At 73.4% G+C, this 10,219-nt stretch carries 9 protein-coding genes and 1 pseudogene; 2 read left to right on the top strand and 8 right to left on the bottom strand.

All coding sequences use genetic code 11. The features are described from left to right. Nucleotides 1-109: 109 nt before the first annotated feature. The 5 genes from WMJ97_RS12440 to tsaE are packed head-to-tail and all read right to left on the bottom strand — an operon-like array spanning nucleotide 110 to nucleotide 4,278. Nucleotides 110-1,075, bottom strand: a complete 966-nt coding sequence (locus WMJ97_RS12440; protein WP_347349318.1) for a DMT family transporter — start codon at nucleotides 1,073-1,075, stop codon at nucleotides 110-112. Nucleotides 1,076-1,077: 2 nt separating this feature from the next. Further along, nucleotides 1,078-2,121, bottom strand: coding sequence for a tRNA (adenosine(37)-N6)-threonylcarbamoyltransferase complex transferase subunit TsaD (gene tsaD / locus WMJ97_RS12445; protein WP_347349319.1), 1,044 nt, complete (start codon nucleotides 2,119-2,121; stop codon nucleotides 1,078-1,080). Next, on the bottom strand, nucleotides 2,118-2,618 hold the full coding sequence (locus tag WMJ97_RS12450) for a GNAT family N-acetyltransferase (protein WP_347349320.1): 501 nt from the start codon (nucleotides 2,616-2,618) through the stop codon (nucleotides 2,118-2,120). Before WMJ97_RS12450 ends, tsaD begins: the two co-directional genes overlap by 4 nt. Beyond that, a complete protein-coding gene (tsaB, locus tag WMJ97_RS12455; protein WP_347349321.1) occupies nucleotides 2,615-3,256 on the bottom strand; it encodes a tRNA (adenosine(37)-N6)-threonylcarbamoyltransferase complex dimerization subunit type 1 TsaB in 642 nt (213 codons plus the stop codon). The genes WMJ97_RS12450 and tsaB overlap by 4 nt, the downstream gene beginning before the upstream one ends. Continuing rightward, entirely contained in the window at nucleotides 3,253-4,278 is a 1,026-nt protein-coding gene (tsaE, locus tag WMJ97_RS12460) for a tRNA (adenosine(37)-N6)-threonylcarbamoyltransferase complex ATPase subunit type 1 TsaE (protein WP_347349322.1), read from the bottom strand. The genes tsaB and tsaE overlap by 4 nt, the downstream gene beginning before the upstream one ends. Before the next feature lie 139 nt (nucleotides 4,279-4,417). Between tsaE and WMJ97_RS12465 the strand changes: the two genes are divergently transcribed. Continuing rightward, nucleotides 4,418-5,647: a glycosyltransferase family 1 protein gene (locus tag WMJ97_RS12465; protein ID WP_347349323.1), complete on the top strand. Its 1,230-nt coding sequence runs from the start codon at nucleotides 4,418-4,420 to the stop codon at nucleotides 5,645-5,647. On the opposite strand, the pseudogene WMJ97_RS12470 reads toward WMJ97_RS12465, so the two are convergent. The 3 genes and pseudogenes from WMJ97_RS12470 to glmS all read right to left on the bottom strand — a co-directional run. Next, nucleotides 5,648-6,940 (bottom strand): annotated as a pseudogene (locus WMJ97_RS12470) (bifunctional ADP-dependent NAD(P)H-hydrate dehydratase/NAD(P)H-hydrate epimerase); the annotation flags it as partial. It abuts the gene before it with no gap. Between the two features lie 29 nt (nucleotides 6,941-6,969). Next, on the bottom strand, nucleotides 6,970-7,317 hold the full coding sequence (locus WMJ97_RS12475; RefSeq protein WP_347349324.1) for a holo-ACP synthase: 348 nt from the start codon (nucleotides 7,315-7,317) through the stop codon (nucleotides 6,970-6,972). A gap of 19 nt (nucleotides 7,318-7,336) precedes the next feature. Then, nucleotides 7,337-9,181, bottom strand: a complete 1,845-nt coding sequence (gene glmS, locus WMJ97_RS12480; RefSeq protein WP_347349325.1) for a glutamine--fructose-6-phosphate transaminase (isomerizing) — start codon at nucleotides 9,179-9,181, stop codon at nucleotides 7,337-7,339. 72 nt (nucleotides 9,182-9,253) lie between these two features. Between glmS and coaA the strand changes: the two genes are divergently transcribed. Further along, complete coding sequence (gene coaA, locus WMJ97_RS12485; protein ID WP_347349326.1) at nucleotides 9,254-10,219, top strand: type I pantothenate kinase; 966 nt, start codon at nucleotides 9,254-9,256, stop codon at nucleotides 10,217-10,219.

Genomic DNA, 10,219 nt, shown 5'->3' on the forward strand with positions numbered 1-10,219 from the left:
CCCTCCGCCCGGCGCGCTCACGCTCGCCCCGCTCATCATCGCCCTCCGCTCAGCACGCTCACGCGCACCCCACAGTTCGGCACGCTCACCGCACCACCGGACGCCATGCTCACTCCTTGGCCAGCGCGGTGGACGGCGGCTCCGGAACCGGCACGGACGCCCGCCGCCGGCCCCAGCGCGACCCCGGCGGCGGGAGCTGAGACAGGATGATCCCGCTCATCATGAGCGCCGCCCCCACGTACCCGCGGGGCGTCATGACCTCCCCGAGGAACAGTGCCCCGCCGATCGCCCCGAACATCGATTCGAGGCTCATGATGATCGCGGCGTGCGACTCCAGGGCGTCCTGCTGTGCGACGACCTGCAGCGTGTACCCCACGCCGGTCGACACGAGCCCAGCGAACAGCACGGGGCCGAGCGCGTCCGGGACGCCGGCGAACGGGGCGGCGTCCAGGAAGAGCGCGGCGACCGCCGCGTACAGCGCGCAGGCGCCGAACTGGGCGACGGAGAGCCGCAGCGCGTCCAGCCGGCGCGAGAAGTGGCCGACGGACAGGATGTGCCCGGTCCAGAACACGGTCCCGACCAGGCACAACACGTCGCCGGGGTTCACGGTGAACGCCGCGGTCACGGTCAGCAGGTACAGCCCGACGAGCGCTAGCCCGGCGCCCACCCAGGTCGTCAAGGCGGTCCGGCGGCCGAGGAGCACCCCGACGAGAGGCACCATCACCACGTACAGCCCGGTCACGAACGCCGCGTTGCCCGCGGTCGTCGATTCGATGCCGATCTGCTGCATCGTCGCCCCGCCGAACAGGAACGCCCCGCACCACAGCCCCGGCCCGAGGACGCCGCGCCAGCGCGCCCGGCGCGCGGCGGCGTCCACCCCGGTGCGGCGGTCGACCCACCCGACCAGCGGCAGCAGCGAGACCGCCCCGATCGCGAACCGGGACGCGTTGAACGTGAACGCCCCGATGTGCGCCCCCTCGGACTGCGCGACGAACGCGAAACCCCAGATCGCCGCGCACAGCCCGAGCAGCAGGTTCGCCCGCAATCGCCGCCCGGACGCCACCGCCCCCGCCATGCTCAGACCAGGACCGTCGTGACCGGCAGCCCCGAGTCGGCCCCGATGTCGAGTGCCGACGGCGGCAGCCCGCGCCGCGCGACCTCGACGCCCAGCGCCGCGATCATCGCGCCGTTGTCGGTGCACAGCCCCGGACGCGGCCGGCGCAGCTCCACCCCGACCGCCGTCAGCCGCTCCTCCAGCAGCGTGCGCAGCCGCGAGTTCGCGGCGACGCCCCCGCCGAGCAGAAAATGCTCCAGCCCGGACGCCTCGCACAGATCGACGGCCTTCGCCGTCAGCACGTCGCAGACCGCCTCCTGGAAGGACGCCGCGACGTCGGCCACCGGAACGTCCAGCCCATCGGCGCGCCGCAGCTCCACCCACCGCGAGACGGCCGTCTTGAGCCCCGAGAACGAGAAGTCGAACCGGTGCCGCGCCAGATCCCGCTGCGCCGTCAGCCCGCGCGGGAACGCGATCGCCGTCGGGTCGCCCTCGGCGGCCAGCTTGTCGATGACCGGGCCGCCCGGGTAGCTCAGCCCCAGCAGCCGCGCGACCTTGTCGTACGCCTCCCCCGCCGCGTCGTCGATCGTCGCACCGACCTCGGTCACCGAGGTCGCGATGTCGTCGACCCGCAGCAGCGAGGTATGCCCGCCCGACACGAGCAGCGCCCCCGCCGGCGTCGGCAGCTCGCCGTGATCGAGCAGGTCGACCGCGACGTGCCCGACCAGGTGGTTCACCCCGTAGAGCGGCTTGGCCAGGGCGGTCGCGAGCGCCTTCGCCGCCGACAGCCCCACCACCAGCGCGCCCATCAGGCCCGGCCCCGCGGTCACGGCGACGCCGTCCAGCTCGGCCGGGTCGACGTCCGCGGCCGCGAGCGCTCGCTTCAGCGCCGGCACCATCGCCTGCAGGTGCGCGCGCGAGGCGACCTCGGGCACGACCCCGCCGAACCGCACGTGCTGCTCCACCGAGGAGGCCACCTCATTGGCCAGCAACTCCCGCCCGCGGACGATCGCCACCCCCGTCTCGTCGCACGACGACTCGATCCCCAGGATCAGCGGTTCGCTCACGCCTCCACCTTCTTCTCCGTCTCGGATTCGCCGGACGCCGCCCCCGGCCCGTCGGCCGGGGCCACGTCGCGGCTCATGATCACCGCGTCCGCGCCCGGCCCGTAATAGCCGGTCCGCGTCGCGATCGCCTCGAAGCCGAGGCCACGATAGAGCGCGAGCGCCGGGGCGTTCGCCGCGTCCACCTCCAGCATCACGCGCTCCGCGCCCACCTCGGACGCCCACACCAGCCCCGCGCGCACGAGCGAACGGCCCAGGCCGCGGCCGCGGGCGTCCGGCGCGACGATGACGCGCAGCAGGTCCACGACGTCGCCGGCCAGCGCGAACGTCGCGACGCCGCACAGCGCGCCGGCGGCGTCCCGGTACACCCAGACCCTCCGGTTGCCGGCGCTCAGCTCCTCGGCCCACGCGCGCTCGCTCCACGCGGCGTGGGCGAACGCGCCGCGCTCGAGCGCGGCGATCGCCGTCAGATCGGACGCCTCGGCGACGCCGAGCGTCACCGGCGGCCGCCGAACGCCAGCCGCGGCTGGACGATCGTGGACTTGCGCTTCGTCGAGACCTCCGCGTCGGGACGCCGCAGGTACAGCGGCTCCAGCCCCTCGTCGGGCAGCCCGGACGCCGCCGCGGCCAGGACGCCGGCGTCGATCGCCGCCGGGCCGGCCACCGCGCTGCGCACGAGGGTGGCCCCCGGACCCGCCAGCGGCAGGTCGGGCACCTGGGACGCCGGCGTCACGAACGGCCCCGTCACCCGGCGGCCGTCGGCGTAGCGCGCCCAGTACACCTCGTGGCGGCGGGCGTCGCTGACGACGACGAACTCCTCGGGCGCGTCCGTCCACGCGGCGGCCACGGCGTCCAGACTGCACACGCCGCGCACGGGCCGGTCGAGCACCGCGCCCAGCGTCGTCGCGGTGACGACGCCGACCCGCAGGCCCGTGAACGGGCCCGGGCCGACGCCGACGGCGATCGAGCCGACGTCGGCGAGCGTCAGGCCGGCCTCGGCCAACTGCTCCCGCACGAGCGGCATGAGCTGCTCGGCGTGCGCGCGCCGGTCGGCGACGACCCCCGCCGCGAGCACCAGCCCGTCGCGGGCCACCCCCGCGACGACGTCGGACGACGTGTCGATCCCCAGCGTGATCATGCGTTGTTCTCCTCGGGTCGGGCCGCAGCCTCCAGCTCGGCGCGCGACCAGCGCCCGCCGATGCCGTTCAGGAACACCCAGCGCGTGTCGTCGGCCGGGTCGATCCCCCGGCGGATGTCGACGGCCAGCCGGACGTCGCTCAGCCCCTCGGCGATCCCGGAGCCCCACTCCACGAACGTCACGGAGTCGTCGAGCGACGCGTCCAGGTCGAGGTCGTCGAGCTCGGCGGCGTCGCCAAGGCGGTAGGCGTCCACGTGCACCAGGCCGGGGCCGCCCGAGCGCGCGCGGTGCACGCGCGACAGCACGAACGTCGGCGAGATCACCGGGCCGTCCACGCCGAGCCCGGCGCCGAGCCCCTGCGCGAACGTCGTCTTGCCGGCGCCCAGGTCGCCGCTCGCGATGATGACGTCCCCCGGGCGCATGAGCACGGCGACGCGGCGGCCGAGGTCGCGCATCGCGTCGGCGTCCGGAACCCCCACGACCACGGGCAGCCACGCCTCCATGCGCGCGTGCTCGCCCTCGTGGGAGACGAACTGGAACCCGCGGCCCGCCCACCAGCGCCCGATCTCGGGGTACTCCTTGCGCACCAGCAGCGTCACCCGCGCGACGCCGTTGAGCGCGAGCGCCTCCAGCAGCGCCGACACGAGCATCGTCGCTAGCCCGAGCCGCTGGAACTTCGGACGCACCGCCACCCGGCCGAGCTGATAGGCGTCCCCGTCATGGCTCAGGATCGTGGCGGCCGCCGCCTCCCCGTCGACCTCGAGCATGAAGCCGGCGCACGCCTCGATCGCCGCACGGATGGTCGCGTCGGTCTCCGACAGGGCCGCCGGCAGGTTCGACCGCACGGGACGCCCCGCGAACGCCGCGTGGATGACGCGCAGCACGTCGGGGGCGTCGGCCGGCAGCGCCCGCCGGACGACGACCAGCCGGCCGTCGGGCAGCGGCGCCGCGGCGAAGCTGCCCGACGGCAGCGCGGAATCGTCGGCGGCGCGCTCGCTCCGCGTGGCGACGGCATCAGACATGAGGACCCTCGAGACAGTAGAAACCGGCCAGAGTCTACGTGCGGGGTGGTCCAGCGACAATCGGCACGTTCGCTGCCCGTTGGCCGGGACGTCACACGAAGGTCGGCCGCCGCTCACGTCGGTGGTTTCCACTGATCACGTGCGAGTCGTCATCCTGACAGAATCGTTCCTTCCCGACGTCAACGGGGTCTCCAACTCGGTGGTCCGCTGCGCCGACCACCTGGTCGAGCAGGGCCACGACCTGCTGATCCTGGCCCCCCAAGCCGAGGGCATGCCGGCGGACTACCGCGGCGCGCCCGTGGTGCCGATGGCGGCGGTCCCGATGCCGGGGTACGCGCAGGTGCGCATCGCGGCGACGCCGCGCGTGCTCCTCGCCCGGACGCTCGCGGGCTTCTCCCCCGACGTCGTCCACCTCGCCTCCCCCATCAACGTCGGCTACCGCGGGCTGCTCGCCGCGCGCGACCTCGGGCTGCCGACGGTCGCGATCTACCAGACCGACGTCCCCTCCTACGCCGCCCGCTACCGGCTGCCCGCGCTCGAACCGCTGCTGTGGCAGCGCGTCAAGCTGATCCACGAGGCGGCGACGCTGACGCTCGTGCCGTCGACCTCCAGCATGAATCAGCTCCGCCAGCACGGCGTCGGACGGCTTCATCACTGGGGACGCGGCGTCGACGGACGCCTCTTCTCCCCGGCCCGGCGCGACGACGCACTGCGCGCCCGGCTGGCGCCTGGGCGCAAGATCATCGGCTACCTCGGACGCCTCGCGCACGAGAAGCAGGTCGCCGACCTGCGCGTGCTGGCCGACCTGCCCGGCACGCAGACGGTCATCGTCGGGGACGGCCCCTGCCGGGCCGAACTCGAGGCCCAGCTCCCCGACGCGATCTTCCTCGGCCAGCTCCGGGGCGAGGAGCTGGCGCGGACGGTGGCGTCCTTCGACGTGTTCGTCACCCCGGGCGAGCTCGAGACCTTCGGGCAGACGATCCAGGAGGCGCTCGCCTCCGGCGTCCCGGTGGTCGCGCCGGCGTCCGGGGGGCCGATCGACCTCGTCCAGCCCAGCCACACCGGCTGGCTCTACGCGCCCGGCGACCTCGCCGCGATGCGCGGGCACGTCGCCGACCTGCTCGGCGACGACCGCAAGCGGGCGGCCTTCTCGGCGGCGGCACGCGCCTGGGTCGCGCCGCGCACCTGGGACGCCGTCTGCGCCCGCCTCGTGCAGTACTACCGCTCAGCGATCGCGAGCAACCGCGAGCAGTTGGCCCACCACCTGGCCGATCCGCTGGGCGAGCTCCTGGGGTGGGAGGGGCCCCGGGAACGCGTGCGCGACCTCGGCCTGGATCGACGCCCCCGCCAGCGCAGCATCGCGAGCTGACAGCCCGGCCGCCAGCAGCGCGCCCGCGATGCCCGCGAGCGTGTCGCCCGACCCGGCCTGGGCAGTCCACGCGGGGCCGGGCACGGCGAGCGTCACGTTGCCGTCGGGCGTCGCCACGTACTGGGTCGCCCCCTTGAGCAGCACCGTCGCTCCCGTCTCGGACGCCGCCCAGCGCGCGTGCCCCGCGGGCTCGGCCTCGACGGCCGACCGGTCGACGCCCAGCAGCCGCGCGAGCTCGCCGGCGTGCGGGGTCAGCAGGACGCCGCGGCCCAGCCGACGGCCCTTGACGAGGGCGATCGCGTCGGCGTCCACGACCACCCCGACGCCGTCGTCGAGCTTCGCGGAGACGACCTCGGGGCCGTCCGCACGATCGCCCCAGCCGGAGCCGATGAGGTGCGCCTGCACGCGTCCGGACGCCGTCACCACGTTCGGGAACGCCGCGACGACGGCCTCGGTCGCCGACCCCAGGTACCGGACCATGCCCGCCCCCGCGTGAACGGCCCCGCCCGTGGAGAGCACCGCCGCGCCCGGGTAGCGCTTCGAGCCGGTGTCGATGCCGACGACGCCGCGGGAGTACTTGTCCGACGTCGGCCCCGGTGCGGGCCAGGCCGCCGCGAGGTCGGCGGGCTCCCACTGCCGCAGCATCGGCTCGCCCGGGTGCAGGCCGATGTCGACGACCTCGACGCGCCCGCAGCGCGTCCGCGCCGGTTCGAGCACGTGGCAGGCCTTGAGGCCGCCGAACGTGACGGTGAGCGAGGCGCGGAAGGAGACCTCCGCGCGGCAGGCGTCCGCCTCGAGGCCCGACGGCAGGTCCACCGCGACGACGGGGACGCCGGCGTCGGCGCAGGCGTCCGCGAAGAGCGCGACCTCGGGCCGCAGCCCGGCGCGCCCGCCGATGCCGAGGACGCCGTCGACGACCAGGTCGGCGTCCGGAAGGGCCCCGAGCGCGCCGACCGCGTCGACGTCGCGGCCGCCGGCCGCGACGAAGGCGTCCCAGCCCTGCTCATGCACGCGCGAGCCGCACCGCCACGCCGACACCCGGACGCCGCGCCGCAGCAGCCGCACCGCCGCCCACAGGGCGTCCCCGCCGTTGTTGCCGGAGCCGACGGCGACGAGCACCCGGCGTCCGCGCAGGCGTCCGCGTGCGCTGCCCCGGCCTGGGCCGCGCAGCTCGCGCATGATCGCCGACGCCAGCCCGGACGCCGCCCGTTGCATGAGGACGCCGGAGGCCAGCAGCTCGCCCGTGGCCTCCTCGGCCGCCCGGATCGTCTCGACGCTGTAGATGTCGCGCATGGTTCAACCCTTCGGCTTCGCCTGACCCACTAACCCTCGCACACGACCATCGCGACGGCGACGCCCGCGTCGTGGGTGATGGACAGGTGGATCGTCGTCACACCCAAGGCGTCCGCGCGCGCCCGGACGGTGCCGGACAGCGCGAACCCCGGACGCCCCCCGGCGTCCTTCGTGACGATCGCGTCCGTCCAGACGAGGCCCTCGGGCGCGCCGAGCGCCTTGGCGAGCGCCTCCTTCGCGGCGAACCGCCCGGCGAGCGTCTGGACGGCCCCGGACTGCTCGGCGGGCGCGAACAGCCGATCGCGGACGCGCGGACGCTCGACGGCGCGGCCGAACCGCTCCAGGTCGCAGACGTCGACGCCGATCCCGACGATCATGCCCCGAGCCTGCCCGGGCTCACTCGACCGTGACGGACTTCGCCAGGTTGCGCGGCTGATCGACGTCGTGACCCTTGAGGGTCGCGAGCTCGCAGGCGAACAACTGCAGCGGCACGGTCGCGACGAGCGGCTGGAGCAGGGTCGAGACGCGCGGCAGCTCGATGATCTCGTCGGAGTACGGCCGCACCTCCTCGTCGCCCTCCTCGACGAGCACGACGGTCCGCGCGCCGCGGGCGCGCACCTCCTGAATGTTGGAGATGACCTTGTCGTGAAGCTGATCGCGGCCCTGCGGCGGCACGATCACGAAGATCGGGATGCCGTCCTCCACCAGCGCGATCGGCCCGTGCTTCAGCTCGCCGGCGGGGAAGCCCTCGGCGTGGATGTAGCTGATCTCCTTGCACTTCAGCGCGCCCTCGAGCGCCACCGGGTAGCCGACGTGCCGGCCCAGGAACAGGATCGACTCGTGCTCGCCGAACTGCCGCGCGAGCTCGAGGATCTGCGGCGTCTTGTCGAGCACCGCCTGGATCTTCTCGGGCATCGTCTCCAGCTCGGCCATCACGCCGGACACCTCGTCGCCGAACTTCGTGCCCCGCTCCTGGGCCAGGTACAGGCCGAGCAGGTAGCAGGCGGCGACCTGCGTCAGGAAGCCCTTCGTCGACGCCACGCCGATCTCGGGGCCGGCGTGGGTGTAGATCACGGCGTCCGACTCGCGCGGGATGGTCGCGCCGTTCGTGTTGCAGATCGCGATGACCTTGGCGCCCTGCAGGCGCGCGTGCCGGATGGCCATCAGCGTGTCGGCGGTCTCGCCGGACTGGGAGATCGTCACGACCAGCGTGTCGGAGGTGATGATCGGGTCGCGGTAGCGGAACTCGGAGGCGATCTCGACCTCGCAGGCGATCCGCGTCCAGTGCTCGATGGCGTACTTGGCGACGAGGCCCGCGTAGTAGGCGGTGCCGCAGGCCACGATGATGATCTTGTCGATGCGGCGCAGCTCGTCGGGCGCGATGCGGATCTCGTCGAGCACCAGCTCGCTGTTCTCGTTGTAGCGCCCGAGCAGCGTGTCGGCGACGGCCTTCGGCTGCTCGTAGATCTCCTTGCGCATGAACCAGTCGTAACCGCCCTTCTCGGCGGCCGACAGATCCCAGTCGACGTGGAACGGCTTGGACGGGCCGGGGTTGCCGTCGAAGTCGGTCACCTCGTAGCCCTCGCGCGTGACCTCGACCACCTGGTCTTGGCCCATCTCGACGGCGTCGCGGGTGAACTCGATGAAGGCGGCCACGTCGGAGGCCACGAACATCTCGCCCTCGCCGACGCCCACGACGAGCGGGCTGTTCCGGCGGGCCGCGACGATGCGCTCGGGGTGCTCGGCGTCCACCGCGACGAGCGTGAACGCGCCCTCGAGCCGGTTGCAGACGGCGCGCATACCGTCGACCAGGGTCGCGCCGCGGTCCAGCTCGCGGCCCAGCAGCTGGGCGGCGGTCTCGGTGTCGGTCTCGGAGACGAAGTGGACGCCGTCGTCCTCCAGCTCGGCGCGCAGCGTGGCGAAGTTCTCGATGATGCCGTTGTGCACGAGGGCGACGCGCCCGTTCGCACTGCGGTGCGGGTGGGCGTTCACGTCGGTGGGCGCGCCGTGCGTCGCCCAGCGCGTGTGCCCGATGCCGACGGACGCCTCCGCGAGCGGATGCTCGGCCAGCTCGGCCTCCAGATTCGACAGCTTGCCCTGCTTCTTCCGAATCTCGACCGACCCGTCGGCCACGATCGCGACGCCCGCGGAGTCGTAGCCCCGGTACTCCATGCGCCGAAGCCCATCCACCACGACCGTCTTGGCGTCGCGGGGCCCGACGTACCCAATGATTCCGCACATGGGCGTCAGCGTAGCGCCTCGCGATGGCAGGACTGTGGCAGGCTAACCCTTCGTAGAACAGGGAGGTTTGGGGTGATCGACGACGCGCCCGAGGACGAGGAGCTGGACGGCCCCTACGTCACGCGCACGCGCGCGGAGTGGGCGCAGTTGTCGAAACGGCGTCCGATGCGGCTGACCGAGAGCATGGTGCGTGAGGTGCGGTCGGCGCAGGACCCGATCAGCCTCGACCACGTCCGGCAGGTGTACTTCCCGCTGACCGAGCTCATCAACATCTACATCGCGGACGCCGCGACCCTGCATCGCCGCAGCCACGACTATCTGCGGCTGAGCGAGCGCCGCGTCCCGTTCGTCATCGGCGTGGCCGGCTCGGTCGCCGTGGGCAAGTCGACGACGGCGCGGCTGCTGAAGGAACTGCTGAGCAAGGGGCCGGGGCGTCCGAGGGTGGACCTGATCACGACCGACGGCTTCCTCTTCCCCAATGCGGAACTGCAGCGGCGCGGGCTGATGGCCCGCAAGGGCTTCCCGGAGAGCTACGACCGGCACAAGCTGCTGCGCTTCGTGATGGCCGTGAAGTCGGGCGCGCCCGAGGTGCGCGCGCCCGAGTATTCGCACTTGGTCTACGACATCGTGCCGGGCAAGGAGACGGTCGTGCGCCACCCCGACGTACTCATCGTCGAGGGGCTGAACGTGCTGCATCCGCCGCGCCGACGCTCGGGCCCGGGGTCGTTTCCCCTAGCCGTGAGCGACTTCTTCGACTTCTCGGTGTACGTGGACGCCGCCGAGGAGCACCTGCGCCGCTGGTACATCGAGCGGTTCATGAGCCTGCGGTACACCGCCTTCCGCGACCCGCGGTCCTACTTCAACCGGTACCGCTCGCTCAGCGACGCCGAGGCCATCGAGCAGGCCGGCGGGATCTGGGACACCATCAACGGGCCCAACCTCCGCGACAACATCCTGCCCACCCGGGGCCGCGCGACGGTGGTCCTCCGCAAGGACGTCACCCACGACATCGAGTGGATCAAGATCCGCAAGGTGTGA

Source organism: Nigerium sp. (genome assembly GCF_039811905.1).
Classification (GTDB): Bacteria; Actinomycetota; Actinomycetes; order Propionibacteriales; family Propionibacteriaceae; genus Propioniciclava.

What these genes read in the sequence shown, in the direction of transcription:
- WMJ97_RS12440 (WP_347349318.1), bottom strand. Translation starts at nt 1,075, where the DNA reads ATGGCGGGGGCGGTGGCGTCCGGGCGGCGATTGCGGGCGAACCTGCTG.
- tsaE (WP_347349322.1), bottom strand. Translation starts at nt 4,278, where the DNA reads ATGTCTGATGCCGTCGCCACGCGGAGCGAGCGCGCCGCCGACGATTCC.
- glmS (WP_347349325.1), bottom strand. Translation starts at nt 9,181, where the DNA reads ATGTGCGGAATCATTGGGTACGTCGGGCCCCGCGACGCCAAGACGGTC.
- WMJ97_RS12475 (WP_347349324.1), bottom strand. Translation starts at nt 7,317, where the DNA reads ATGATCGTCGGGATCGGCGTCGACGTCTGCGACCTGGAGCGGTTCGGC.
- tsaB (WP_347349321.1), bottom strand. Translation starts at nt 3,256, where the DNA reads ATGATCACGCTGGGGATCGACACGTCGTCCGACGTCGTCGCGGGGGTG.